We start from the raw sequence: 23834 nt of genomic DNA on the forward strand, positions 1-23834 counted from the left end.
GGCTGATCAACGTCCTTTCCCCCTCCCGCGGGCTGACCGCGCAAGGAGCACATCGTGTCTGCCACCGAGCCTTCGAAGCCGACTCCCCCTGTCCCCTCACCGCCCGTCCCTGCACCCCCGCGCATCCCGATGCCGCCACGCACGCCCGCTCCCGCCGCGGCCGCTGCACCGGTGTCCCCGGTCGCTGCGGCCGATTCCGCCGATTGGGGTCGCGTCACCGAAGACGGCACCGTCGAGGTGCGTGAGGGTGAAGAGTGGCGCGTCGTCGGCCAGTACCCGGACGGCACCTCGGATGAGGCTCTCGCCTACTACGTGCGAAAGTTCGATGACCTCGCGTTCAAGGTGCACACTCTTGAGCAGCGCCACCAGGCCGGCGGTGCTTCCGCCAGCGATCTGACCACGCAGGCCAAGCATCTCGTCGAGGAGGTCACCGGCGCCGCCGCCGTGGGCGATCTCGCGTCGCTGCGCGCACGGATCGACGCACTCACCGCCGCGCTGTCAGAGGCCAGTGCGGCTGAGGCAAAGCAGGCCAAGGAGCTCGTCGACGCGGCGATCGCCGAACGGACCGTCCTCGTCGAGAGCATCGAGCGGATCGCCGCGCGCGATCTGTCGAAGGTGCAGTGGAAGCAGGTGACCGAAGAGGTCACCGCGCTCTTCGACACGTGGCAGGCGCAGCAGCAGAGCGGTCCTCGTCTGCCGAAGGGTACCTCCCAGCAGCTCTGGAAGCGATTCCGCGATGCCCGCTCGGTCGTCGACAAGAGCCGCCGCGCGTTCTACTCGGACCTCGACGAGACGCACAAGGCCGCCCGCGATCGCAAGGCGCAGTTGATCGAGCGTGCTGAGGCGCTGGCTCCCAAGGGCGTCGACGGCATCCCCGCATACCGCGCGCTGCTCGACGAATGGAAGGCCTCCGGTCGCGCTGGACGCAAGGCCGATGACGCGCTGTGGGCGCGTTTCAAGGCCGCCGGCGACGCGCTGTACGCGGCACGCGCCGAACAGTCCGCGGCGGAAGAGGCGGAGTCGGCGCCGAAGATCGAGGCGCGCGAAGCGCTGCTCGAAGAGGCCAAGGCCGTCGCAGATGAGCCGAACATCAAGCAGGCGCGCGCTCTCCTCACCCGCATCCAGCGACAGTGGGACGACGTGGGTCGCATCTTCCCGCGCGATCGCGAGCGCGCGTTGGACGACAAGCTGCGCGTGATCGAGCAGTCGCTCAAGTCCCGCGAAGAGGTGGACTGGAAGCGCAACAACCCCGAGACCAAAGCCCGTGCGAACGACATGAGCCAGCAGCTCCTCGATGCGATCGAGAAGCTCGAGAGCGAGAAGGCCGCAGCAGAGAAGGCCGGCGACAAGAAAGCGGCCAAGGAAGCGGCAGACGCTCTCGAAGCACGCCGCGCCTGGTTGAGCGCACTCGACGGCTGACCTTATCCACAGCCCGCCCCGGCGAGGAGGGCAGCGCGCCACACTGAATGTGTGGATCCGTCGCTGTTCTACCGACCCGGGGCGCTGCTGTCTCAGCAGGAGCTGGGAGCAGCGCGCCTGGACGGCCTGCTCGTCGAGGTCGGCGAAGGCTACATGCCCGCCGATCTGCCGGAGGATGCCGGTGCCAGAGCAGCGGCTGTCTCGCCGATCCTCTCCCCCGGCTACGCCGCGAGCGGTCCGACCGCAGCGTGGGTGCACGGCGTCGGAGACACGCCTCCGGCCCGACATCACACCCAGCGCGCCGTCGATCATCGTCCTCGCATTAGTCAGCGCAGCGACGTGATCGCCCACGAAGGGCGGGTACCGCCCTCCGACCTGGTCGTCATCGGAGTGATACCTGTCACCACGCCGCTGCGCACACTGACAGATCTCGTGCTCACATCCGGCCGATACCACGAGTGCGCCGTGTGGATGTCGGAGATGGCCGCAGCGTTCCCGTCGCTGGTGCCGCAGGTGCAGACGCTGCTTGCCGCACGCTCACGCATGCCGGGCAAACGGGCAGCGATGTCGGTCGTCGCAGAGCTGCTCGCCCTGCCCGCGCATGAGTGCGCTCAGGACGACGTGACGCTCAGGACGAGGTGACGCGATAGACGTCGTAGACCGCGTCGATGCGCCGTACGGCGTTGAGCACCCGGTCCAGGTGCACGGAGTCGCCCATCTCGAACACGAACCTGCTGATGGCCAGACGCTCGTCGTTCGTGTTCACGGTGGCCGAGAGGATGTTCACGTGGTGCTCGCTGAGCACGCGCGTGACGTCGGAGAGCAGGCCAGAGCGGTCCAGCGCCTCGACCTGGATCTGCACGCGGAACACGCTCTTCGTCGTCGGCGCCCATTCGACCTCGACGAAACGCTGCTCCTCGGCGCTGAGCGCCTTGACGTTCACGCAGTCCGAACGATGGACCGACACGCCGCTGCCACGCGTGACGAAGCCGACGATCGGGTCACCAGGCACCGGGGTGCAGCACTTGGCGAGCTTGACGAGGATGTCGTCGGCGCCGCGCACGAGAATGCCCGAGTCACCCGTTCGAGGCTCCCGAGAGCGCGCACGCCCTGGAATCTCGATCGCACCCGTCGTGGTGTCGTTCGCCGCGATGAGCGCGGTGACCTTCTCCAGCACCGACTGCGTGGAGACGTGGCCTTCGCCGACGGCGGCGTAGAGCGCCGAGACGTCTTCGTAGTGCAGCTGGTGGGCGACCTCTGAGAACGAGTCCTGGCTCATCAGACGCTGCAGCGGCAGGTTCTGGCGGCGCATCGCACGGGCGATGGACTCCTTGCCCTGCTCGATGGCCTCTTCGCGCCTCTCCTTCGTGAACCAGCCACGGATCTTATTGCGCGCTCGTGTGCTCTTGACGAAGCTGAGCCAGTCCTGGCTGGGACCGGCATCCGGGTTCTTCGAGGTGAACACCTCGACGACGTCGCCGCTCTTCACCGCTGTCTCGAGTGGCACCAGGCGACCGTTGACCTTCGCACCCATCGTGCGGTGGCCGATCTCAGTGTGCACGGCGTACGCGAAGTCGACCGGTGTGGCACCGGCGGGCAGGCCGATGACGCGCCCCTTCGGAGTGAAGACGTAGACCTCCTTCGCACCGATCTCGAAGCGCAGCGAGTCGAGGAATTCGCTGGGGTCAGCCGTCTCGGCCTGCCAGTCCGAGATATGCGCGAGCCAGGTCATGTCGGTGTCCGTGGGTCCGGCGACGGGCCTGCCCCCGTTCATCCGCTCCTTGTACATCCAGTGCGCGGCGACACCGAACTCCGCCTGCTGGTGCATCTCGTGCGTGCGGATCTGGATCTCGACCGTGCGGCCGCTCGGCCCGATGACAGTCGTGTGCAGCGACTGGTACAGGTTGAACTTCGGAGTGGCGATGTAGTCCTTGAACCGACCGGGAAGCGGCGTCCAGCGCGCGTGGATCGCACCCAGCACCGCGTAGCAGTCCCGCACCGAGTTCACCAGCACGCGGATGCCGATGAGATCGTAGATGTCGTCGAACTCGCGTCCGCGGATCACCATCTTCTGGTACACGGAGTACAGCTGCTTCGGGCGACCGCCGACCTTGCCGCGGATCCTCAGATCGTGCAGGTCCTCGTTGATGGACTCGATGACCTGGCCCAGATACTTCTCACGCTGCGGGGTGCGCTGCGCGATCAGACTGTTGATCTCGGCGTAGATCTTGGGGTGCAGAACCGCGAACGAGAGGTCCTCGAGCTCGGACTTGATCGCCTGGATGCCGAGACGGTTGGCGAGCGGAGCGTAGATCTCCAGCGTCTCCCTTGCCTTCCTCTCCGCCTTCTCGGGCGGGACGAAGCCCCAGGTGCGCGCATTGTGCAGACGGTCGGCGAGTTTGATGAGCAGCACGCGGATGTCCTTCGACATCGCGACGATCATCTTGCGGACGGTCTCGGCCTGCGCGCTCTCGCCGTACTTGACCTTGTCGAGCTTGGTGACGCCGTCGACGAGCATGGCGACCTCGTCGCCGAATGCCTCGGTCAGCTCTGAGAGTGCGTAGCCCGTGTCCTCCACCGTGTCGTGCAGGAGTGCCGCGGCGATGGCCCGCGGACCGAGTCCCATCTCCGCGAGGATCTGCGCAACGGCGAGCGGATGCGTGATGTACGGCTCGCCGCTCTGGCGCTTCTGTCCCTCATGCTTCTGATGCGCGACCCGGTAGGCACGTTCGATGATCGCGAGATCGCCCTTGGGATGGTTCACCCGGACCGTACGGACCAGATTGCCGAGGTCGTTTATGCGGGGGGCGCGCGAGAAGATGCGGGGCACCAGTCTTCTCAGACTGGATCCCTGCGTCGACGTGTTCGCCTCCGCCATCACTACACCTCCGGGTCAGAACATCCTACGCGCGCAGAGCAGGCGCGGCTCGCGCCCGACGGTGCTAAGCGTCGACGCGAGCGCGTTCGCGCAGTTCGAGCACGCGGCTGTCCTGGGCGATGATCTGCGGCTCCTTCTCGCGGAACAGCGAGTAGAGCGGAGCGGCCACGAACAGCGTGGAGTACGTGGCGACGAGGATGCCGACGAAGATCGACAGCGAGATGTCGGTGAGAGTCTCCGCGCCGAGCCAGAACGAGCCGATGAACAGGATCGCCCCGACAGGGAGCGCTGCGACGATCGATGTGTTGATCGACCGGATCAGCGTCTGGTTGACCGCCAGGTTCACGGATTCACCGAACGTTCGAGACGAATTCTCACCGTCCTCCGTGGTGTTCTCTCTGATCTTGTCGAACACCACCGTCGTGTCGTAGAGCGAGTACGCCAGGATCGTGAGGAACCCGATCACCGCCGCCGGTGAGATCTCGAAGCCGGCAAGCGCGTACACACCGATCGTGATGATCAGCACATCGAGCAGACCGATGATCGCCGCGGCAGACATCTTCCAGGTGCGGAAGTAGATCGCCAGGATCAGGAAGGTCAGTGCGAGGAAGATCGACAGGCCCCAGAGCGACTGCCTGGTGACGCTCTCGCCCCAGACCGGGCCGATGAAAGATGACGCGACTTCCTCGGCGGGCACGTCGTACGCCTCGGCCAATGCGCCGGCGACGCTCTGGGTCTCCTCCGGGCTCATCTGCGAAGTCTGCACGCGCACGTCAGTGCCGTTGACGATCGCCACCTTGGCGGCGGCCTCGGGAACGACGGACTTCACCGCACCCGTCGCGATCGACTGATCCGTATCGGACGGCGCGAGCACCGTGAACTGCGACCCGCCGGTGAACTCGATCGAGAACTGCACCGGACGCAGCAGCGGGACGAGAGCGGACGCGACGACAAGTGCGATCGCGATCACGAACCACAGACGTCGCCTGCCGACGAACGGGAACGAGGTCTTCCCGCTGTAGAGGTTGTTGCCGAATTCATCCATGGAGGCCATCAGCGCTCTCCCTCACTTCCGGCGTTGGTGGTTCTGTCGCCGGCCAGCGCCTCAGCGCGTTTGCGTTCGGCTATGGTCTGTCGGCGTTCGGCTTCCGCGCGCGAACGACTGTTCCTGGCCGCACGACCGGCGGTGGCCGGCGTGACCTGACGGTACTGCGTACGCGTGCGGTAGACCGCGCCGAGAGCGTCCGGATCGAGGCCCGACAGCTTGTGGCCGCCTCCGAAGAATCGGGTTCGCGCCAGCAGCTGCATCACCGGGTGCGTGAAGATCACGAAGATGAAGACGTCGATCAGGGTCGTCAGCCCCAGGGTGAAGGCGAAACCCTTCACCGTGGAGTCGGCGAGGACATAGAGCACGACGGCGGCGAGAACGTTGATCGATTTCGAGATGTAGATCGTGCGCTTGGCACGGCCCCATCCGTCCTCGACGGCACTCGTGATCGATTTCCCATCACGCAGTTCGTCTCGGATGCGCTCGAAGTACACGATGAACGAGTCGGCCGTGAAGCCGATCGACACGATGAGGCCGGCGACACCGGCGAGCGAGAGGCGGAAACCGAGACGCCAGGCGAGGATGCACACGATCACATAGGTCAGCACACCCATCACCGCGATCGACGCGATGATCACCGTACCGAGCGCACGGTAGCTCAGCAGCGAGTACACGGCGACGAGCGCAAGGCCGATGAGCCCGGCGATCAGACCGATCTGCAGCTGCTGCGTGCCGAGGGTGGCCGAGACCGTGTCTGAGCTCTCGGTCGTGAAGCTCAGCGGCAGAGCGCCGTACTTGAGCTGGTCGGCGAGGGTCTCTGCCGTCTCCTGAGTGAACGAGCCCGAGATGCTGGGCTTGCCGTTCAGGATCTGCGCGTTCATCCGCGGAGCGGAGAGCACCTTGCCATCGAGCACGAACGCGAACTGGTCACGAGGGCTGAGGCCATCGATCTGGTTCTGGTAGAGCCGCTGACTGATCTTGCCGAAGACCTCTGTGCCGGTGCCGTCGAGCACGAGGTTCACCGTCCATGCACCGGAGTCCGGTGCACGTCCGCTGGTCGCGTCGTCGATGGCGTCGCCGGAGAGCTCCATCGGGCCGAGGATGTACTTCACCGCACCCGTGTCATCACAGGTGACGAGCGGCTCATCCTCCGGGGCGTCAGCCGCCGTATTGTCGGGGTCTGCACAGTCGAAGGCGAGGAACTCCGACTGCAGCTTCTCCGTGATCCACGACATGTCGCTGCCATCGGTCGGCTCGGCCGTCGGAACGTCGTTGGCACTGGGATCGGGGGTCGGGTACGGCGTGGCGTTGCCGTCCTCGCCGACGAACTCGGTCGCGGGGTCTCCCACGTAGAGCACCGAGCGGAACTCGAGCTGTGCGCTGGCCTGGATCCGCGCACGCGTCTCCTCGTCGGCCGTACCGGGGATCTGGACGACGATATTGCGTCCGCCCTCGGTCGCGACGTCCGCTTCGGCGACACCGGCGGCATCCACGCGCTGACGGATGATCGCAGCGGCCTGGTCGAGCTGCTCCTGAGTAGGATCGGCGCCGTCCTCCGTGACGGCGCCGAGTACGATCTGCGTGCCGCCCTGGAGGTCGAGGGCGAGCTCAGGTGCCCACGAACTCTGTTTGAACACATGGACGCCGAGCGCGTTCACGCCGAACAGCGCGGCCGTCACGATGAGGAGGCTGAGAAGGACCTTCCAGGCGTGCCGGACTGGAGAAGAGGATGCCACGTACGTTCAGCTTTCTACGATGCCGGGCGGTCGAGGCCGAGGACTACTTGTCGTCGGAGTCGCGATCCAGGCGGGCCCTGGTCTCCTCTGGAGTCTCGAGCGACGACTCTGCCGGCGCCTCGAGCGGAGCCTGCGGCTCATCGACGATCTCGTCGGAGTCGACGGCGTCGGCATCCTCTGCCTCCGCGACGGCATCCTTCGGCTCGACGATGCGCAGAATCGCCTGGCTGTGCACCTCGATGACGGTGCCGGGTGCGATCTCGACGAGTGCAGGCGAGTCGAGGTCCTCGGCGTCGTACGCAACGATCGTGCCGTAGATCCCGCCCTGCATAAGCACCTTGACGCCGGGGACCGTCCTGGTCGCCTTCTCCTCTTGCTCGGCCTTCATCTGCCGCTGACGCTTGCGCGTGTTGACGAACATGAAGACGAGGAGAACTGCGAGGAGTCCGAAGAGGACGATTTCCATCAGGCGGAGCCTTTCAAAGTGCGCGCGCCATCAATGGGCACGCCGAGGGGGTTGGGTGGAAGCCTTCAGCGATTATAGGTCATCGAACAATGCGACTGACTCCGGATGCCGGAGCCCGAGGTGCTCGTAGGCCTCTGGCATCGCCACACGGCCCCGCGGCGTGCGTCCGAGGAACCCGATTCGCACGAGGAACGGCTCGACGACGCTCTCGACCGTCTCCGCCTCTTCGCCGACCGCTACAGCCAGTGTGCTGAGGCCGACCGGACCGCCCCTGAACCGACGGACGAGGGTATCGAGCACCGCACGATCGAGGCGGTCCAGCCCGATCGGATCGACGTCGTAGAGCTCGAGGGCGGCCCGGACCTCGGCGATCGAGGCCGATCCGTGCTCACCGTGGACGAGTGCGTAATCGCGTACCCGCCGCAGCAGCCGATTGGCGATACGGGGTGTCCCCCGCGACCTCTTGGCGATCTCCGCACGCGCATCGCCCGGCATCGACACTCCCAGCACACTGGAGGATCGCAGGATGACCTTCTCGAGGTCGCTGTCGTCGTAGAACTCGAGATGCCCCGTGAAGCCGAACCGGTCACGCAGCGGATTGGGAAGCAGCCCGGAGCGCGTCGTTGCGCCCACGAGCGTGAAGGGCGCCAGATCGAGCGGGATACTGGTGGCACCGGCGCCCTTGCCGACCATGATATCGATGCGGAAGTCCTCCATCGCGAGGTAGAGCATCTCTTCCGCTGAACGCGCCATGCGATGGATCTCGTCGATGAACAGCACCTCGCCGGGCACCAGGCTGGAGAGCAGCGCGGCGAGATCGCCCGCGTGCTGGATCGCCGGGCCGCTGGAGAGGCGGAGTGGCCGTTCGCTCTCATGTGCGACGATCATCGCGAGCGTCGTCTTGCCGAGCCCTGGGGGGCCTGCGAGGAGGATATGGTCGGGCGAGCGGTTCTGGATCCGTGCGGCTTCGAGCAGCAGCTGCAGCTGACCGCGAACCTTCGGCTGTCCGACGAACTCACCGAGGCTGCCCGGCCGCAATGCGCCTTCGATCGCGAGCTCCACCTCGTCGATGGGCTCGGCGTTCCTGCCCTCGAACGCGCCTTCGTCAACCACGCGGCGCTCCAGCGTTGGCGGGGCCCAGCGCGGCGAGAGCCTGACGTAGCAGCGCCGACACGGATTGCCTGTCGGCGTCGCTCGCCGCGTCCGCGGTCTCCGTTGCGGCTTCGTTCGCGACCTTCTCGGACCAACCGAGACCGACAAGGGCTGCGGTCAGCTGTGCGATGACATCGGTGCCGGTACCCGAGCGCGCATCGGCAGCACGCGGCAATGGCGCCTTGAGCTTGCCCGCGAGCTGCACGACGATGAGCTTCGCGGTCTTCGGTCCGATTCCGGACACCCGGCGAAACGGCGCGTCGTCGTCATCGGCGACGGCTGCGGCGATCTGGTCGACCGTGAGGTGCCCGAGCACACCGAGTGCAGACTTCGGACCGACGCCCGTGACGCTCAGCAGATGCCCGAACACCTCCAGCTCGACGGGTTCGGCGAACCCGAAGAGGGTGAGGGCGTCTTCACGCACGATCAGGCTGGTGTGCAGGCGCAACTGCTCACCGACGCGAGACGTGTGCGCCACGTCTCCGGGGACGAAGACGAAGAATCCCACGCCGCCGACCTCGATCATGACATGGTCGACGCCTGTGGAGAGCACGGTCCCGTGCAGCGAGGAGATCATCCTCCCAGCCTACGAGCCTGATCGTATGTATGTTCGAGCGACACGCTCAGCATCCGCCCACGCACGCTGGGCAGGGGTCAGAGATTCGGAGGCGCTCGGGGACGCACCGTCTCGTCGCCAGGCGTGACAGAGTGCGATCGCGAGAGCATCGGCGGCGTCAGCGGGCTGCGGCGGCGCATCGAGCCGGAGAATGCGGGCGATCATGGCCTGCACCTGCTTCTTGTCTGCAGAGCCATAGCCCGTGACCGCGGCCTTGACTTCGCTCGGCGTGTGAGTCGCCGCGGGCAGACCCGCCTCAGCGGCAAGCAACAGCGCCACGCCGCTCGCCTGCGCCGTACCCATCACAGTGTGACTGTTGTGCTGTGCGAAGACTCGCTCGACGGCCACTGCATCCGGGCGATGTTGTTCGAGCACGGTACGGATGCCGGCTGCGACTGCAGCGAGGCGATCGCCGATCGGCATATCCGGCGGCGTGCGGATGACGCCGACGTGCACGAGGCTGCCGCGGCGCGAGCGATCGACGTCGACGATGCCGACACCGCACCGGGTGAGACCGGGGTCGATGCCGAGTACGCGCAGAGAAGAAGCCGCCACTCCCCCAGGTTATGCGCCAGGAGGGCGACTGCGTCGAGGGCGCGCCTCAGTCGTCGCTCTCGAGTTCGGCCTGCACCTCTGGGCTGAGGTCGAAGTTGCTGTAGACGTTCTGCACGTCCTCGCTGTCTTCGAGGGCGTCGATCAGGCGGAAGATCTTGCGCGCGGTGTCGGCATCGATCTCCACCTTGAGGTTCGGCACGAACTCGACGTCAGCCGACTCGTAGTCGATGCCCGCATCCTGGAGCGCGGTGCGCACTGCCACCAGGTCCGAGGCATCGGTGATGACCTCGAAGCCCTCAGCGTGCGGTTCGATCTCCTCGGCGCCGGCCTCCAGCGCCGCCATCATGACGTCGTCCTCGGTGGTGCCTTCTGAGCCGACGACGATGACGCCCTTGCGGGTGAAGTTGTAGGCGACACTGCCCGGATCGGCCAAGTTGCCGCCGTTGCGGCTGAGAGTCGTGCGCACCTCGGCTGCGGCACGGTTCTTGTTGTCCGTGAGGCACTCGATCATGAGCGCGACGCCGTTGGCGCCGTAGCCCTCGTACATGATCGAGGTGTATTCGACGCTTTCGCCGCCGATGCCGGCGCCGCGCTTGACCGCACGGTCGATGTTGTCCTTCGGGACCGACATCTTCTTCGCCTTGAACACGGCGTCGAACAGGGTCGGGTTCCCCGCCATATCGGCACCGCCGAGCTTCGCGGCGACCTCGATGTTCTTGATGAGCTTGGCCCACGACTTCGCGCGCCTGGAGTCGATGACCGCCTTCTTGTGCTTGGTCGTCGCCCACTTGGAATGCCCGGACATATGTCTCCGCTCGTCGTATCCGCCCTGCTGACATCGCAGCGCGTCGTCCATTCTAACGAACGAGACCCGGCGGCATCGCGTGGAACATCTTGTTCGCGCATCGACGTGGTGCGAGACTTGCGCGCATGAACGCTCGTGAGCGTGCTCTCGACGCCGCGCATCGGCGCGCGACCGAGTTCCTGCTGACCGTTGACGAACGACCGGTGTGGCCACGCGCCGATCTGGATCAGATGCTGGCGGTCTTCGGCGGGCCGCTGCCTGAGAACGGCACCGACCCTGCGGCGGTCGTCGAGGAGATGGCCCAGCGCGCCGATCCCGGGCTCGTCGCCATCCCCGGTGGGCGTTTCTTCGGGTTCGTGATCGGTGGGACGCATCCCGCCGCGCTCGCGGCGGATTGGCTCGTCTCCGCGTGGGATCAGAACTCAGGTTCGTCGATGCTGACCCCCGCGACGGTGGCGATGGAGCGTGTCGCCGGGGAATGGATGCTGGACCTGTTCGGACTCCACCCGTCGGCCAGCGTCGGTTTCGTCACCGGTGGCCAGCTCGCGAACTTCGCGTGTCTCGCGAGCGCACGCACTGCCGTGCTGGCCCGTGCCGGATGGGACCTCGCCGAGAATGGGCTGCGCTCCGCCCCGCGGATGCGCTTCGTCGTCGGCGCCGATCGTCACGGCTCCATCGACCGTGCCGCGCGTTTCCTCGGAATCGGTCGTTCGGACTTCCTGATCATCGAATCCGATGATCAGGGCCGGATGCGCGCTGACGCGCTGGAGCGTGCATTGGTCGGAGGCGAGGGGCCGCTGATCGTATGCCTCCAGGCCGGTGAGGTGCACACCGGCGCCTTCGACGATTTCACGGAGCTGATCCCGATCGCGCAGCACCATGGGGCGTGGATTCACGTCGACGGAGCGTTCGGGTTGTGGGCCGCCGCATCTCCGGGACTGCGTCCCCTGACGAAAGGCATGGAGCTCGCGGATTCATGGGCGACGGATGCGCACAAGACGCTCAATGTGCCTTACGACTGCGGAATGGCCATCGTGCGTGAACCTGCGGATTCGATCGCGGCGTTCCGCACGGGCGGGGACTATCTGATCTATTCCGGCCTCGATCCGTGGGATGTCACTCCGGAGCTCTCTCGCCGCGCGCGCGGGGTGCCGGCGTGGGCGGCCATGCGCAGCCTCGGACGCAGCGGCATCGCGGCGCTCGTCGACGGCCTGCACGCCAACGCCGTGGCGATGGCGGCGGGTCTGTCTGCGATCGGCTCGATCGAGATTCTCAACGACGTCGACTACACGCAGGTCATGTTCCGCCTCGGCTCCGACGACGCCACGCGCGCGCTGGGCGAAGCGATCCTCGTTGACGGAACCGCGGCCGTGACCGGCGCGGAGTGGAGGGGACGCGCCACGCTGCGCTGCTCGATGTCATCCTGGGCGACAGACGGCGACGACATCGATCGCACGGTGGCCGCGATCCGCAGGCTCGTCGAGGGGTGAGTGACTGCGGCCGCGATCAGACCCGCGCGGCGACTCTGTCGAGAAATCGCCGGTGGAATCGCGTCTCCCCGGTGATCTCAGGGTGGAAGCTGATACCCAGGAGCCCGCCCTGCTCCACTGCGACGACACGGCCGTCGTTCAGGCTCGCCAGAGCGGTGGCGCCCACACCGACGTGCTCGATGACGGGTCCGCGGATGAAGGCTGCGCGCACGTTCGGGGTACCCAGTGCCGACACATCGAGCTCGGCTTCGAACGATTCGACCTGGCGTCCGAATGCATTGCGACGGACGATCACGTCCAGCCCGCCGAACGACTGCTGTCCGTCGATCGCGTCCACCACGGTGTCCGCCAGCATGATGAGACCGGCGCACGTGCCGAGCACCGGCATCCCCTCTCGGATCGCGTCGCGGATCGGATGCTGCAGCCCGAACAGGCGCGACAGTTTGTCGATCACGGTCGACTCTCCGCCAGGGATCACGAGTCCGGAGACCTGCGCGAGCTCTTCGGGGCGACGCACCCGGACGACGTCCGCCCCGAGATCGTGCAGAACCCGCTCGTGTTCGCGGACGTCGCCCTGCAGCGCCAGGACGCCGACGGTGGTGTTACCAGCCACGCTCAGCGAGGCGGTGCGGTGCGGGCAGGTCGGAGACGTTGATGCCGACCATGGCCTCGCCCAGTCCGCGGGAGACCTCGGCGACGACCTTGGCATCGTCGTAGAAGGTTGTGGCCTTCACGATCGCGGCCGCGCGCTCTGCGGGGTTTCCCGACTTGAAGATGCCGGAGCCGACGAAGACGCCGTCCGCACCCAGCTGCATCATCATCGCGGCATCCGCCGGAGTGGCGACACCCCCGGCGACGAACAGCACGACGGGCAGCTTTCCGGTCTCGGCGATCTCGGCGACGAGCTCGTACGGGGCCTGCAGCTCCTTCGCCGCGACGAACAGCTCGTCTTTCGGCAGAGCAGTGAGCGCGGCGATCTCTCCACGGATCTTGCGGATGTGCTTCATCGCCTCTGAGATGTCTCCGGTGCCCGCTTCGCCCTTGGAGCGGATCATCGCCGCACCCTCGTTGATGCGCCGGAGTGCCTCGCCGAGATTCGTGGCTCCGCAGACGAACGGCACAGTGAAGCCGAACTTGTCGATGTGGTTCACATAGTCGGCGGGTGAGAGCACCTCGGACTCGTCGATGTAGTCGACGCCGAGCTCCTGCAGCACCTGCGCCTCGACGAAGTGTCCGATGCGCGCCTTCGCCATGACCGGGATCGAGACGGTGTCGATGATGCTGTCGATCATGTCAGGGTCGCTCATCCGCGAGACGCCGCCCTGCGCCCGGATGTCTGCGGGAACACGCTCCAGCGCCATGACCGCGACTGCGCCGGCGTCCTCTGCGATCTTGGCCTGCTCTGCCGTGACGACGTCCATGATGACGCCGCCCTTGAGCATCTCGGCGAGACCGCGCTTGACGCGGGACGATCCTGTGGTGGCATTCTGGTCTGCAGCCATGAGCTGTTTCCTTCCGGGTATCCAAACGTGCACTTTGATCTATGCCAAAAGATACCACTGTCGGTGCGCCCCGTAGACTCGCATGTCGAGGGGTGACATGAACGACGAGATCACGGGGACCACAGCAGCCGACATCGCGACGAGCGTGCGTGAGCTGCGCGACCGCGGCGTGCTGCGTCCCGGAGCGGCGCTCCCCCCGGTGCGTGAGCTCGCGGCGCGTCTCGGGGTGAACCGCAACACCACCGTCGCGGCCTATCGGCAGCTCGCGCAGGCCGGACTCGTCGTCAGCCGTGGGCGCGCAGGCACCATGCTCGTCGAGCACGATGTCGTCGCCCAGGAGGGCTACGCCGCCGACACCGTGCTGCGCGACGTCGGCACCGGCAACCCCGACCCGCGCCTGATCCCCGATCCCACGCCCGTGCTGGCGACCGTGGCCGGGCGTCCGGTGCTCTATGGCGAACCCGTGATCGACACCGGCCTGGAGGCGTGGGCTCGCGAGTGGATCTCCCCTGATCTCCCTGCGGCGGATTTCCACATCACCGTCACCAGCGGAGCGGTGGATGCTGTCGAACGGCTGCTCGCACAGGCGCTTATGCGCGACGACGCGGTGGCGCTGGAGGATCCGTGCTTCCTCGCCAGCATCCACACGGTCCGTCTCGGTGGGTACCGAGCGGTGCCGGTGCCGGTCGACGACGAGGGGATGACCGTCGAGGGACTGCGTTCGGCGCTCGACGCAGGAGTCAGGGCGATCATCTGCACCCCGCGCGCGCAGAATCCGACCGGGGTCAGTCTCTCCCCCGCGCGTGCCGTCGCGCTGCGGGCGCTGTTGGCGGAGCATCCCTACGTTCTGCTCATCGAAGACGACCACTTCTCGATGCTCTCGTCCCGAGGGTACGAGAGCCTGATCGGCCCCGATCACAAGCGTTTCGCGTTGTTGCGGTCGGTTTCGAAGTTCCTCGGTCCTGATATGTGTCTCGCGGTCGCCGCGACCGATCCGGAGACGGCGGAGCGGCTCGCGATGCGCCTGAGTCCTGGCACGACATGGGTGAGTCACCTGCTGCAGCGTCTGACGCTGGGGCTGCTCGAAGACGATGGTGTGCGCGTGGCGATCCGCTCCGCCGGCACGCACTACGCCGAGCGCAACGAGGCGTTCGCGGAGCAGCTGCGCGCGCACGGGATCGAGACGCGTTACGTGGACGGCATGAATCTCTGGGTCGAGCTGCCGATTCCTGCGCGGACGGTGTCGGAGCGGCTTATGCGTCGCGGCTGGCTGGTGCGCACCGGCGACGGGTTCTCTCTCACGAACGCGGAGACCCCGTCACGTCATCTCCGTCTCACTGTGCACGATCTGACAGCAGACGAGGCCGAGCAGCTGGTGACCGACATCGCGGGCGCGGTACGCTGACGTGCGCGTGGTGACACTCAGCAGTGAGAGGATCGAAGGATGAAGATCCTCTCGATCCAGTCAGCTGTCGCCTACGGCCACGTAGGAAACTCCGCCGCGGTGTTCCCGCTTCAGCGGATCGGCGTCGACGTGCTTCCCGTGTACACGGTCAACTTCTCGAACCACACCGGCTACGGCGCCTGGCGAGGGCCATTGATCGATCCGAGCGATGTCGCCGACGTCATCACCGGCATCGAGGAGCGGGGCGCCTTCCCTGACGTCGACGCGATCCTGTCCGGCTATCAGGGCGGCGCGGGCATCGGAGACGTCATAATCGATGCGGTCGCGCGCGTGAAGGCCGCCAATCCGAAAGCGCTCTACGCGTGCGATCCGGTGATGGGCAATGCGAAGTCCGGATGCTTTGTCGCGCCGGCGATCCCCGAGCTTCTGCGGGAGCGCGTCGTGCCGGTCGCCGACATCATCACCCCGAACCAGTTCGAGCTTGGCTTCCTCACCGGCACTGACCCCGACACGTTGGATTCGACGCTCGCGTCGGTGGACGCTGCTCGTGCGATGGGCCCGTCGACAGTGCTCGTCACGAGCGTCGAGCGGCCCGACCGGGAAGAGGGCACGATCGAGATGCTCGCAGTGGACGACGCCGGAGCGTGGATCGTGCAGACGCCGTTCCTGCCGATGAAGGCCAACGGTTCAGGTGACGTGACGGCAGCGCTGTTCACGGCGCACTACGTCGATACCGGCAGCGCGAAGACCGCTCTCGAGCGCACGGCGTCGAGCGTGTTCGACCTGCTGCAGCTCACGCTGGACTCAGGTGAGCGCGAACTGCGGCTCATCGAGGCGCAGGAATCGTACGCGCACCCGAAGCTGCAGTTCGCCGCCCGCCAGGTGCGCTGACTGGTCTGTCGGTCAGGCCTGCGGCCAGGCATGCGCCACGGCCTCACGAACCTGCCCGAGCAGCTGCGGCAGCGCCTTGGTCTTTGCGATGATCGGGAAGAAGTTCGCGTCCGATTCCCAGCGCGGCACGATGTGCTGGTGCAGGTGCCCGTCGACGCCCGCTCCCGCGACCGCGCCCTGATTCATTCCCAGGTTGAAGCCGTCGCAGTTCGACACGTCGCGAAGCACGCGCATGCCGGTCTGCGTCAGTGCGCCGATTTCGGCGACCTCCTCGGCCGTCGCCTGGTCGTACGTCGCGATGTGGCGGTACGGACACACCAGGAGGTGTCCTGAGTTGTACGGGAACAGGTTCAGCAGCACGTAGGCGGTCTCACCGCGGGCGACGATCAGCCGTTCGGCATCGGGATGCTTGGGGGCCTCGCAGAACGGGCACTCGTCGCGCAGCGGCTGTGGCCCCGCCTGGATGTACGCCATCCGATGCGGGGTCCACAGTCGCTGGAACTGGTCGGGGATGCCGGCCAGGTGCGCAGCATCCTCCGCGCCGACGCCAGACGTCTCGGTCGCCGACGAGGCGTCAGTGATCGAAGGCTCCGGCATCGAGGTCACGCCAGATCCTCCACTGTGTGGACGAGGGCATGGGTGTCGATCGCCGCGCGGATGCGGGCGACGGCGTCCGCGATCGCGACGCCGTTCTCCTGCGTCCCGTCTCGGAAGCGGAACGAGACGGTGCCGGCATCCCGGTCCTTCTCCCCTGCAATGAGGATGAGCGGCACCTTGCCCGTGGTGTGGGTGCGGATCTTCTTCTGCATCCGGTCATCCGACACATCGAGGTCGGCGCGCACACCGCTGTCACGCAGCGTCGTGATGACCTCTCCGAGGTAATCGGCGAAGTCTTCGGCCACTGGGATCCCCACGACCTGCACCGGCGAGAGCCACACCGGGAAATCACCGGCGTAGTGCTCGAGCAGAATCGCGAAGAACCGCTCGATCGAACCGAACAGCGCACGGTGGATCATGATCGGCCGCTTCTTCTGGCCGTCCTTGTCCATGAACTCGAGGTCGAATCGCTCGGGCAGATTCGGGTCGACCTGCACGGTCGAGAGCTGCCAGGTGCGCCCGATCGCGTCGCGCGTCTTCAGGTCGATCTTGGGGCCGTAGAAGGCGGCCTCGCCCGGTACCTCGGTGAGCTTGAGTCCTGAGGCCACGGCAACTCGCCGCAGCGCATCGGTCGAGGACTCCCAGAACTCCTCCGAGCCGATCCACTTGGACTTCTCGTCGTCCTTCATCGACAGCTCGAGCTCGAACTCGGTGAGCCCGAAGTCGCGGAGCATCGACAGGATGAACTCGAGGACCTTCGAGACCTCTTCTTCCAACTGGTCGGGGGTGACGAAGAGGTGCGAATCGTCCTGTGTGAAGCCCCGCACGCGGGTGAGGCCGTGCAGGGCTCCGGAGAGCTCGTTGCGGTACACGGTGCCGTTCTCGGCGAACCGTAGGGGCAGGTCCCGGTAGCTGCGCGCACGCTCCTTGTAGATCAGGATGTGCATCGGGCAGTTCATGGGCTTCAGGTAGTAGTCCTGGCCCTGCTTGGTAATCTCGCCGTTCTCGTCGCGCTCCTCATCCATCACGATCGGAGGGAACATGCCCTCCTTGTAGGTGACGAGGTGGTTCGAGGTGAGGAAGAGATCTTCCTTCGAGATGTGCGGCGTGTAGACGTAGGTGTAGCCGCCCTCGATGTGGCGCTTGCGCGCGTGCTGCTCCATCTCGCCGCGGATCATGCCACCGCGGGGGTGCCAGACCGACAGGCCGGAACCGATCTCCTCGGGGAACGAGAAGAGGTCGAGCTCCTTGCCGAGGCGGCGGTGATCGCGCTTGGCTGCCTCTTCGAGACGGTGCTGGTAGGCGCGCAGCTCGTCCTTGGTCGGCCATGCGGTGCCGTAGATGCGCTGCAGCTGCGGATTCTTCTCACTGCCACGCCAGTAGGCTGCGGCGATGCGGGTGAGATCCCAGCCGTTGCCGATCATGCGGGTGCTGGGCAGGTGAGGGCCGCGGCAAAGGTCCTTCCAGACGACCTCGCCGTCCTTCGTGGTGTTGTCGTAGATCGTCAGCTCGCCGGCGCCGACCTCGACGGATGCGCCTTCGGCGGCTTCCTTGCTGCCGCCCTTGAGGCCGATGAGCTCGAGCTTGAACGGCTCGTTCGCGAGCTCGACCCGTGCCTCGTCATCCGTCACCACACGACGGACGAAGCGCTGTCCCTCGCGGACGATGCGCTGCATCTCCTTCGAGATCGCCTTGATGTCCTCGGGGGTGAAGGGCGTCTCGACGCCGAAGTCGTAATAGAAGCCGTCGGTGATCGGCGGGCCGATACCGAGGGTCGCCTGCGGGTTGATGCGCTGCACCGCCTGAGCGAGCACATGCGCCGTCGAATGCCGCAGAATCGCGAGCCCGTCTTCGCTGTCGATCGTGACGGGCTCGACCTCGTCGGTCGTCGTCACCGTGGTCGCGAGATCCTTCAGCTCGCCGTTGACGCGCATCGCGACGACGGATCGGTCAGAGAACAAGGCGAAGCCGTCTGTCGGCTGGGCGTTTTCAGGCACTGAATCACTCCATTTGGGTCGCCTCCAGGCTACTCGCCTCGCGGCATCGTCTGCGCGCGTGGCGCCCGATGGGACTCGGCCGTGACCCGTCAAAGAAAAGTGCTCCCGTGGAGTGGAAGTCCACGGGAGCGGCGATCACGTTCGTCTAGAAGGGACGACGCGTGAACTCATCAATTCTCTCACAGGGCGAGCGGTGCGGATGCCGCGCAGCGCACTCTTGGAGCGCACTCCCCGGGAAACGAGAAAACCCCCGGAAATCCGGGGGTTTCAGTGTGCGCGATACTGGGATCGAACCAGTGACCTCTTCCGTGTCAGGGAAGCGCGCTACCGCTGCGCCAATCGCGCCTGTTCAGGCTATTAAGTTGAAGCGACGAGGTGGCGACGGGATTCGAACCCGTGTAAACGGCTTTGCAGGCCGGTGCCTAGCCGCTCGGCCACGCCACCGTGTGGATTGACCCCACGTGCCGTGAGCCTCTCAGAAAGAGACTCCTGCACTCGAGCGGATGACGAGATTCGAACTCGCGACCCTCACCTTGGCAAGGTGATGCGCTACCACTGCGCTACATCCGCGTTGTGTTCCGGCTGACCGGGCACTTGTAAAACATTAGCCGATCATTTCGTTCCCGCAAAACCGAAACCCGATCTCGCGCGTGTCACACGGTTTGGTCGTGAGCGTGCCGAACGTTCAGGTAATATCGTTTCTCGACCCCCTGGGTCATGGGCGATTGGCGCAGTTGGTAGCGCGCTTCCTTCACACGGAAGAGGTCATCGGTTCGAGTCCGGTATCGCCCACCAGAAACAACCGCAGTCGATGACGCGGGGTTCATCTCGGCATCTGGTCGAGGACGAGTTCTCCACGAGCGTTGAGGTGTTCCATCATCCGCTCGAGTCTCTTCGGATCGATCTGGGCCATCTTCGGGTCGTCGAACTCCATGACGAGAGGGATGCTCGGGTGCATCCAGATGGTGAGGCGGCCGGCGGCACTCCTCTGATCTGGCAGCCACGTCATCATGAAGCTCTCATGGCGACGGAGCTTTGTGCCGATCACGACCTTCAGATGCGCCAAGGTTTCATCCGCGACGTTGATCGCGGGGCGAGAGCTGTTGTACTCGAGTGTTCCCATGCATTGGAGAATACTCGCCGTTGAGCGACGAAAGTTCCCGAGGTGGAGTTCTAGTAGTCGTACGTCTCGACGTACGGGAATCCTTGATCTCCATTGTCGCTCTGGTCGATTTCAACGGTCGCTTCGGATAACACCACGCGAGTGTGGGGCGTCACCAACGTGCTGACCTTCTCGTTGCCGACGACCGTGAACTCGACGAATGCGCCCCCCGACCGCATGGCAGTTTCGAAGCTCCGTTTCAGTTCATCCAGGTCCTGGTCTTGGGCTAGCAGGTACGGAGCATCGTCGATCTTCGCGCTTGCCCGCACCATCGTCCGTACCGAAGTCATGCCCTGCACCTTATGACCCTTGAGGCTCCTGGAGCATGGGGTTGCGCGAACAGCAAGCTGGCGCTACTCGCTACGACGCGTTCTCGCAGCGATGACCATGGTCGTCGCCGCATCGCGGACCTAAACTCGCCGCATGGGCATCTTGACCTTCGGCCTCAACGTCACCCTCGACGGGTGCGTCGACCATCAGGTGGGGATCGCCGATGACGAGACTCACGCCTTCTTCACCCGCCTCATGGACGAGGCCGGGGCGATGCTGTGGGGCCGCGTCACCTACGAGATGATGGAGAGCTCCTGGCCGGCCGTCGCTCGCGGTGACGAGGACGCGCCGCCGGCGCTACGCGAGTGGGCCGTCAAGCTGGACGCCAAGCCGAAATACGTGGTGTCGTCCACCCGAACCGACTTCCCGTGGTCCAACAGCCACCAGATCGCCGGCGACCTGCGAATAGGCGTGCAGGAGCTCAAGGATGCGACCCCGGATGGCATACTCCTCGGCAGTGGCCAGCTCGCGACCGAGCTGGACCGGTTGGAACTGATCGATGAGTACAAGTTCCTCGTCCACCCCAGGATTGCCGGACACGGCCCGACCCTCTATCAGAGCGGGCTGCCCAGCACACGCCGACTCGAGCTGGTCTCGGCGAAGCCACTCCACAACGGCGTGGTCACCATGCACTATCGACGCGTGCACTGACACGGTGCAGGAACTGCACCTCATTCATCGAGGTGGACCAGACGGTACGGTCGTGCGCGCCCGCAGATGGATGCGCTTGCCCTCTTTACTGAAGATCGACAGCAGCTCCGTCTGATGGGCGCCGACACCCGACAGCCAGTGCGGGATGCGCGTGTCGAACTCAGCAGCTTCTCCGGGTCCGAGGATGACGTCCTGCTCGCCGATCACCAGCCGCAGTCGACCCGACAACACGTAGAGCCATTCCTGCCCGTCGTGCACCTTCGGCTCCGGCACCGCGCTGATGCCCGCCGGGTTCGCCGGAAACGTGACCTTGTAGGTCTGCACCGGACTCGATTCCGGCGATAGCGACTCGTACCAGGTGTCTCCCATGCGTTTCTTCGTGCGGGCCACACGCGGATCCGGCGCTTTGCGCGGAACGATGTCGTCGAGCTCCAGCCTCAGCGCCCTGGCGATCGGCACGACGAGCTCGAGGTTCGGCGCCCGTTTACCTGCCTCAAGCCGCGACAGCGTGCTCGATGAGATCCCGGTCGCCTCCGAAAGGTCAACGAGGGTCATGCTGCGCTTCTCGCGCCAGCTCTTGAGTCTCGGGCCGATGAGTGCGACCGAGTCGTCGGGCATCTGGGGTCTCCTTGCTATTTCGGCATGGATATTTGCCATAACGGTATCACTCGCGCACTCTGAGATCATGACAAGTGACGACCGAGCAACGACAGCATCCGCATCCACACCCGACCCCACAGCACCCGCACCTCAGCTCGAGGCCGAGCGCTGGGATGTCGTGATCGTCGGCGGCGGGGCCGCAGGCCTGAGCGCCGCGCTCATCCTCTCCCGCGCCAGACGGCGCGTTCTCGTGCTCGATGCGCAGGCGCCTCGAAACCGGTTCGCCCCGCACATGCACGGCGTGCTGAGCCGTGACGGCTACTCGCCCCTCGACCTCGTGGCCGATGGACGACGCGAGGTGCTGGCCGCAGACGGAGTCATCGCGACCGCACGCGTCGTCGAGGCTCGTGCAGTTGCGGACGGTTTCGAAGTCATCACTGACGCCGGTACCCGGATCCCGACACGTCGGCTCATCGTCGCAACGGGAACCCGCGATGCGCTGCCCGACATCGACGGGCTCGCAGAGCACTGGGGCCGCGACGTCGTAGCATGCCCGTACTGCGACGGCTACGAAGCAGCTGGACGCAGGATCGGCGTACTGCTCGGGTCTGCCGCCGGCATCCACAAGGCACATATGCTGCGCTCATACTCCGGTGACATCACGGTGTTCACCGCGCTCGCGGACCCTATCCCCGAGACCGATCGTCGCATCCTCGAACAGCGGGGAATCCGTCTGGAGGACCAGAGCATCACACACGTCATGTCCGACGGTGATCGCCTTACCGGCCTCGCTCTCACAGACGGGACGGTCGTGCCCGTCGATGCCGTCTTCGCCGAACCACGACTGGTCCCGCTCGACGAACCACTGCAGCAGCTCGGCGCCGCACGCACCGACACCCCGTTCGGCACTTGGCCGACGGTAGATGAGTTCGGTAGGACCAGCGTCGCCGGTGTCTGGGCCGTGGGCAACACCGCGAATCCGGCCGCACTGGTCCCGATCGCGATGGGATCGGGCGCGACCGCCGCTCTCGCGCTCAACGGAGAGTTCGTCGCCGAAGAGGTGGCAGCCGCCGCTGAAGCGGTGAACACCGAGCTGGAAGCGGAAATGCGATGACAGACGGATCGGGTGGCGCCCGGGACGCGACTCAGTTCTGGGACGAGCGGTATGTGAGCCGGCGCACCGAGCACGGTCGAATGTGGAGCGGGCGCGTCAATGCGACCGTGGAACAGCAGGTGGCGGAGTTGACGCCGGGCAGTGCAATCGAACTCGGATCAGGGGAAGGCGCAGATGCACTGTGGCTCGCCGCCCGGGGCTGGACCGTCACCGCACTCGACATCTCGTCCGTGGCTCTGGCTGTCGGAGCAGCGGAAGCGGCGCGGGCAGGGCTCTCGGATCGAATCGACTGGGTTCAGACCGACCTCACGACATGGCATCCGTCCACCGAGCACGACCTCGTGGTCTCCGCGTTCTTCCATTCCCCCTTCGATTTCCCGCGGGAAGCCATCCTTCGACGTGCGGTTGCTGCGGTCGCGACCGGAGGCAGGCTGCTCGTCGTCGGCCACGGCGGATTTCCGCCCACGTCCGAACATGCACACGACACTGAGACCCCGTCGTTCCCGTCCCCGGATGAGGTTCTGGCATCCCTCGACCTGCCCACCGGATGGGTGGTCGAGACGAACGCGCTGATCGAGAGAACAGCGAAGTGGCGTGGCGAGGAAGACATCGTCCTTATCGACACGGTGCTGCGCGTGCGCCGTGTCGGATAGACACGACGCACGCGCAAGCTTCCTCGCAGGTCGGAACGAGGGTCAGCGGTTGCGAGTTGCGGTGGGTCCGGTCTGGGGCTTCGAGAACAGCACCACGACGATCACCGTGACTCCGACCACAACGTGCGGAAGCCACACGTTGAGCGCTTCGCCCGCGAAGCCAAAGATCCAGGGCGACAGGGCAAGGAACAGGCTCGCCACGATGTCGAACACGAGATGGACGGGCATCGGAATGAAACCGAAGGGACCCCACTCGTACTTCGTGAACAGGCTGTAGACGATGAGCCCGACGCCGAGCACGATCGGGATGACGACGGCAGGTCCTCCGACTCCAGCGAACCCGAACAGCCACGGCGCCGCGATGAGAGCGATGCCGACGAGGTAGTCGAGGACTCCGTGAACCTTGGTGGGAATGAAGCGCATGATTCCTCCTTGAGTATGGCCGCGAGATCGCGGCTGTCGAGAGGAGTTCGGCGCAGCGTGGAAATTGGATGGGATGCTCGGCGGAATGCGTCTCACACGGAGTCGGATCCCCCGTCCGCTTCCGGCATCCCCGGGCCCGGCCCAGGCCGCACTGCGGCCTCTTCGGCGATGTCCACCCGAGTCACCCCATCGTGCTCGGTCACGACGCGTGGTGCCGCGTCCGCTTCGGTCGCATCTGGCGCCGCCGTCATCTGATCGTGGCGCTTCTCCTCGCGGCTCATGTCTTCATATTCCATGTGGTGTCCCTTCATCGGATCGCCAAATCTACCGAGGTGCGGATCCGC

At 65.8% G+C, this 23834-nt stretch carries 25 protein-coding genes and 4 tRNA genes; 9 read left to right on the plus strand and 20 right to left on the minus strand.

All coding sequences use genetic code 11. The annotated features are described in order from the left end of the window. Window positions 1-54 precede the first annotated feature (54 nt). Together HDC95_RS04110 and HDC95_RS04115 are read left to right on the plus strand one after the other, a co-directional pair. Window positions 55-1419, plus strand: a complete 1365-nt coding sequence (locus HDC95_RS04110; protein WP_259061906.1) for a DUF349 domain-containing protein — start codon at window positions 55-57, stop codon at window positions 1417-1419. A 51-nt stretch (window positions 1420-1470) separates the two neighbouring features. Beyond that, window positions 1471-2061, plus strand: coding sequence for a type IV toxin-antitoxin system AbiEi family antitoxin (locus HDC95_RS04115; protein WP_259061907.1), 591 nt, complete (start codon window positions 1471-1473; stop codon window positions 2059-2061). Here HDC95_RS04115 and HDC95_RS04120 read toward each other — a convergent pair. The 8 genes from HDC95_RS04120 to HDC95_RS04155 all read right to left on the minus strand — a co-directional run bounded on the left by HDC95_RS04120 (window position 2048) and on the right by HDC95_RS04155 (window position 10675). Beyond that, window positions 2048-4297: a bifunctional (p)ppGpp synthetase/guanosine-3',5'-bis(diphosphate) 3'-pyrophosphohydrolase gene (locus HDC95_RS04120; RefSeq protein WP_259061908.1), complete on the minus strand. Its 2250-nt coding sequence runs from the start codon at window positions 4295-4297 to the stop codon at window positions 2048-2050. The genes HDC95_RS04115 and HDC95_RS04120 overlap by 14 nt on opposite strands. A gap of 64 nt (window positions 4298-4361) precedes the next feature. Next, complete coding sequence (gene secF / locus HDC95_RS04125) at window positions 4362-5351, minus strand: protein translocase subunit SecF (RefSeq protein WP_259061909.1); 990 nt, start codon at window positions 5349-5351, stop codon at window positions 4362-4364. After that, window positions 5351-7081, minus strand: a complete 1731-nt coding sequence (secD, locus tag HDC95_RS04130; protein WP_259061910.1) for a protein translocase subunit SecD — start codon at window positions 7079-7081, stop codon at window positions 5351-5353. Before secD ends, secF begins: the two co-directional genes overlap by 1 nt. A gap of 43 nt (window positions 7082-7124) precedes the next feature. Then, entirely contained in the window at window positions 7125-7547 is a 423-nt protein-coding gene (gene yajC, locus HDC95_RS04135; protein WP_259061911.1) for a preprotein translocase subunit YajC, read from the minus strand. Window positions 7548-7619: 72 nt separating this feature from the next. Further along, a complete protein-coding gene (gene ruvB, locus HDC95_RS04140; protein WP_259061912.1) occupies window positions 7620-8660 on the minus strand; it encodes a Holliday junction branch migration DNA helicase RuvB in 1041 nt (346 codons plus the stop codon). Continuing rightward, window positions 8653-9276: a Holliday junction branch migration protein RuvA gene (ruvA, locus tag HDC95_RS04145; RefSeq protein ID WP_259061913.1), complete on the minus strand. Its 624-nt coding sequence runs from the start codon at window positions 9274-9276 to the stop codon at window positions 8653-8655. Before ruvA ends, ruvB begins: the two co-directional genes overlap by 8 nt. A gap of 9 nt (window positions 9277-9285) precedes the next feature. Next, window positions 9286-9870, minus strand: a complete 585-nt coding sequence (ruvC, locus tag HDC95_RS04150; RefSeq protein ID WP_259061915.1) for a crossover junction endodeoxyribonuclease RuvC — start codon at window positions 9868-9870, stop codon at window positions 9286-9288. 46 nt (window positions 9871-9916) lie between these two features. Beyond that, window positions 9917-10675, minus strand: coding sequence for a YebC/PmpR family DNA-binding transcriptional regulator (locus HDC95_RS04155; protein ID WP_259061917.1), 759 nt, complete (start codon window positions 10673-10675; stop codon window positions 9917-9919). Between the two features lie 125 nt (window positions 10676-10800). On the opposite strand from HDC95_RS04155, the gene HDC95_RS04160 reads away from it, so the two are divergent. Further along, complete coding sequence (locus HDC95_RS04160; RefSeq protein WP_259061918.1) at window positions 10801-12165, plus strand: aminotransferase class V-fold PLP-dependent enzyme; 1365 nt, start codon at window positions 10801-10803, stop codon at window positions 12163-12165. 16 nt (window positions 12166-12181) lie between these two features. Here the strand turns inward: HDC95_RS04160 and pdxT are convergent, their stop codons facing one another. Together pdxT and pdxS are read right to left on the minus strand one after the other, a co-directional pair. Continuing rightward, window positions 12182-12778 (minus strand): pyridoxal 5'-phosphate synthase glutaminase subunit PdxT, encoded by a 597-nt coding sequence (pdxT, locus tag HDC95_RS04165; protein WP_259061919.1) that lies wholly within the window; start codon window positions 12776-12778, stop codon window positions 12182-12184. Continuing rightward, on the minus strand, window positions 12768-13667 hold the full coding sequence (gene pdxS, locus HDC95_RS04170; protein WP_259061920.1) for a pyridoxal 5'-phosphate synthase lyase subunit PdxS: 900 nt from the start codon (window positions 13665-13667) through the stop codon (window positions 12768-12770). Before pdxS ends, pdxT begins: the two co-directional genes overlap by 11 nt. Before the next feature lie 97 nt (window positions 13668-13764). Here pdxS and HDC95_RS04175 point away from each other — a divergent pair, with 97 nt between their 5' ends. Next, window positions 13765-15072 (plus strand): aminotransferase class I/II-fold pyridoxal phosphate-dependent enzyme, encoded by a 1308-nt coding sequence (locus tag HDC95_RS04175; protein ID WP_259061921.1) that lies wholly within the window; start codon window positions 13765-13767, stop codon window positions 15070-15072. Between the two features lie 39 nt (window positions 15073-15111). Next, window positions 15112-15963, plus strand: coding sequence for a pyridoxal kinase PdxY (gene pdxY, locus HDC95_RS04180; protein ID WP_259061922.1), 852 nt, complete (start codon window positions 15112-15114; stop codon window positions 15961-15963). A 12-nt stretch (window positions 15964-15975) separates the two neighbouring features. Here pdxY and HDC95_RS04185 read toward each other — a convergent pair whose 3' ends face one another. From HDC95_RS04185 to HDC95_RS04205, 5 genes are all read right to left on the minus strand, one after another. Next, entirely contained in the window at window positions 15976-16560 is a 585-nt protein-coding gene (locus tag HDC95_RS04185) for an HIT domain-containing protein (RefSeq protein ID WP_259062218.1), read from the minus strand. A gap of 5 nt (window positions 16561-16565) precedes the next feature. Beyond that, window positions 16566-18494 carry a threonine--tRNA ligase gene (gene thrS, locus HDC95_RS04190; RefSeq protein ID WP_259062220.1) on the minus strand — a complete coding sequence of 643 codons (1929 nt, stop codon included), beginning with the start codon at window positions 18492-18494 and terminating at the stop codon, window positions 16566-16568. 336 nt (window positions 18495-18830) lie between these two features. After that, window positions 18831-18902 (minus strand) — tRNA-Val (locus HDC95_RS04195). A gap of 28 nt (window positions 18903-18930) precedes the next feature. Further along, window positions 18931-19001: transfer RNA gene (locus HDC95_RS04200), tRNA-Cys, on the minus strand. Between the two features lie 54 nt (window positions 19002-19055). Then, a tRNA-Gly gene (locus HDC95_RS04205) sits at window positions 19056-19127 on the minus strand. A 149-nt stretch (window positions 19128-19276) separates the two neighbouring features. On the opposite strand from HDC95_RS04205, the gene HDC95_RS04210 reads away from it, so the two are divergent. Next, window positions 19277-19352, plus strand: a tRNA-Val gene (locus HDC95_RS04210). A 28-nt stretch (window positions 19353-19380) separates the two neighbouring features. On the opposite strand, the gene HDC95_RS04215 is transcribed toward HDC95_RS04210, so the two are convergent. Together HDC95_RS04215 and HDC95_RS04220 are read right to left on the minus strand one after the other, a co-directional pair. Then, window positions 19381-19680 (minus strand): hypothetical protein, encoded by a 300-nt coding sequence (locus HDC95_RS04215; RefSeq protein ID WP_259061923.1) that lies wholly within the window; start codon window positions 19678-19680, stop codon window positions 19381-19383. A 50-nt stretch (window positions 19681-19730) separates the two neighbouring features. Continuing rightward, complete coding sequence (locus HDC95_RS04220; protein ID WP_259061924.1) at window positions 19731-20009, minus strand: hypothetical protein; 279 nt, start codon at window positions 20007-20009, stop codon at window positions 19731-19733. Window positions 20010-20142: 133 nt separating this feature from the next. Here HDC95_RS04220 and HDC95_RS04225 point away from each other — a divergent pair, with 133 nt between their 5' ends. Further along, window positions 20143-20700, plus strand: a complete 558-nt coding sequence (locus HDC95_RS04225; protein ID WP_259061925.1) for a dihydrofolate reductase family protein — start codon at window positions 20143-20145, stop codon at window positions 20698-20700. Window positions 20701-20724: 24 nt separating this feature from the next. Here HDC95_RS04225 and HDC95_RS04230 read toward each other — a convergent pair whose 3' ends face one another. Further along, window positions 20725-21318: a helix-turn-helix domain-containing protein gene (locus tag HDC95_RS04230; protein ID WP_259061926.1), complete on the minus strand. Its 594-nt coding sequence runs from the start codon at window positions 21316-21318 to the stop codon at window positions 20725-20727. A 67-nt stretch (window positions 21319-21385) separates the two neighbouring features. Between HDC95_RS04230 and HDC95_RS04235 the strand changes: the two genes are divergently transcribed. Together HDC95_RS04235 and HDC95_RS04240 are read left to right on the plus strand one after the other, a co-directional pair. Then, on the plus strand, window positions 21386-22414 hold the full coding sequence (locus HDC95_RS04235) for an NAD(P)/FAD-dependent oxidoreductase (RefSeq protein ID WP_259061927.1): 1029 nt from the start codon (window positions 21386-21388) through the stop codon (window positions 22412-22414). Further along, entirely contained in the window at window positions 22411-23067 is a 657-nt protein-coding gene (locus HDC95_RS04240) for a cyclopropane-fatty-acyl-phospholipid synthase family protein (RefSeq protein ID WP_259061928.1), read from the plus strand. The genes HDC95_RS04235 and HDC95_RS04240 overlap by 4 nt, the downstream gene beginning before the upstream one ends. A gap of 42 nt (window positions 23068-23109) precedes the next feature. Here HDC95_RS04240 and HDC95_RS04245 read toward each other — a convergent pair whose 3' ends face one another. After that, entirely contained in the window at window positions 23110-23490 is a 381-nt protein-coding gene (locus HDC95_RS04245; protein WP_259061929.1) for an SPW repeat protein, read from the minus strand. 92 nt (window positions 23491-23582) lie between these two features. Beyond that, window positions 23583-23786, minus strand: coding sequence for a multidrug transporter (locus tag HDC95_RS04250; RefSeq protein ID WP_259061930.1), 204 nt, complete (start codon window positions 23784-23786; stop codon window positions 23583-23585). Window positions 23787-23834: the final 48 nt, after the last annotated feature.

The organism is Microbacterium sp. AK031 (genome assembly GCF_024807145.1).
GTDB lineage: Bacteria > Actinomycetota > Actinomycetes > Actinomycetales > Microbacteriaceae > Microbacterium.

Bases quoted from the DNA above. Each gene is read 5' to 3' on its own strand.
- HDC95_RS04120 (WP_259061908.1), bottom strand. From the start codon at position 4,297: ATGGCGGAGGCGAACACGTCGACGCAGGGATCCAGTCTGAGAAGACTG.
- secF (WP_259061909.1), bottom strand. From the start codon at position 5,351: ATGGCCTCCATGGATGAATTCGGCAACAACCTCTACAGCGGGAAGACC.
- yajC (WP_259061911.1), bottom strand. From the start codon at position 7,547: ATGGAAATCGTCCTCTTCGGACTCCTCGCAGTTCTCCTCGTCTTCATG.
- ruvA (WP_259061913.1), bottom strand. From the start codon at position 9,276: ATGATCTCCTCGCTGCACGGGACCGTGCTCTCCACAGGCGTCGACCAT.
- HDC95_RS04155 (WP_259061917.1), bottom strand. From the start codon at position 10,675: ATGTCCGGGCATTCCAAGTGGGCGACGACCAAGCACAAGAAGGCGGTC.
- HDC95_RS04160 (WP_259061918.1), top strand. From the start codon at position 10,801: ATGAACGCTCGTGAGCGTGCTCTCGACGCCGCGCATCGGCGCGCGACC.
- pdxS (WP_259061920.1), bottom strand. From the start codon at position 13,667: ATGGCTGCAGACCAGAATGCCACCACAGGATCGTCCCGCGTCAAGCGC.
- HDC95_RS04175 (WP_259061921.1), top strand. From the start codon at position 13,765: ATGAACGACGAGATCACGGGGACCACAGCAGCCGACATCGCGACGAGC.
- pdxY (WP_259061922.1), top strand. From the start codon at position 15,112: ATGAAGATCCTCTCGATCCAGTCAGCTGTCGCCTACGGCCACGTAGGA.
- HDC95_RS04185 (WP_259062218.1), bottom strand. From the start codon at position 16,560: ATGCCGGAGCCTTCGATCACTGACGCCTCGTCGGCGACCGAGACGTCT.
- thrS (WP_259062220.1), bottom strand. From the start codon at position 18,494: ATGCGCGTCAACGGCGAGCTGAAGGATCTCGCGACCACGGTGACGACG.
- HDC95_RS04215 (WP_259061923.1), bottom strand. From the start codon at position 19,680: ATGGGAACACTCGAGTACAACAGCTCTCGCCCCGCGATCAACGTCGCG.
- HDC95_RS04220 (WP_259061924.1), bottom strand. From the start codon at position 20,009: ATGACTTCGGTACGGACGATGGTGCGGGCAAGCGCGAAGATCGACGAT.
- HDC95_RS04225 (WP_259061925.1), top strand. From the start codon at position 20,143: ATGGGCATCTTGACCTTCGGCCTCAACGTCACCCTCGACGGGTGCGTC.
- HDC95_RS04230 (WP_259061926.1), bottom strand. From the start codon at position 21,318: ATGCCCGACGACTCGGTCGCACTCATCGGCCCGAGACTCAAGAGCTGG.
- HDC95_RS04235 (WP_259061927.1), top strand. From the start codon at position 21,386: ATGACAAGTGACGACCGAGCAACGACAGCATCCGCATCCACACCCGAC.
- HDC95_RS04240 (WP_259061928.1), top strand. From the start codon at position 22,411: ATGACAGACGGATCGGGTGGCGCCCGGGACGCGACTCAGTTCTGGGAC.
- HDC95_RS04245 (WP_259061929.1), bottom strand. From the start codon at position 23,490: ATGCGCTTCATTCCCACCAAGGTTCACGGAGTCCTCGACTACCTCGTC.
- HDC95_RS04250 (WP_259061930.1), bottom strand. From the start codon at position 23,786: ATGGAATATGAAGACATGAGCCGCGAGGAGAAGCGCCACGATCAGATG.